Annotated in this window: 1 protein-coding gene; it reads right to left on the reverse strand. The window is 73.4% G+C overall.

Annotated features, from left to right (window positions below):
• The coding region (locus tag AC07RN_RS21190; RefSeq protein ID WP_478337249.1) for an AMP-binding protein at positions 1-458 on the reverse strand (458 nt) is incomplete at both ends.

The following is a 458-nucleotide window of genomic DNA, read 5'->3' on the forward strand; positions in this document are numbered from 1 at the left end:
ACCAGCCACTGCGTCGAGTCCGGCAGTCGGTCGACTACGGCCGACGCCGTGACCCCGACGTCGGCGCCGGAGTCGGTGAGCATGTGCCGGATCCGGTCCACGGGATGCGCGGGGTCGACCGGTACGAACGCGGCACCAGTCTTCACGACCGCCCACATCGCGACGATAGAATCCACGGACCTCGGGAACGACCGCGCGACGAACCGCTCTCGGTCGACCCCCCGGTCGAGGAGCACCCGCGCCAGCCGGTTCGACCGCGCGTCGAGTTCGGCGTAGGTGAGCGCGACGCCGTCGCCGTGGATCGCCACCGCCTCCGGTGCGGATGCGGCACCGGCGGTGAGGATCTCGGCCATCGTCCGGGGGGCGACGGTCAGCGGCACCGCGGCCGGGGACGCGAGCGCCCGGTCGTGGTCGTCGAGCAGGTCGAGATCCCCCACCGGCAGGGCCGGGTCGGAGGC

The organism is Lelliottia sp. GFLA7 (assembly GCF_056490165.1).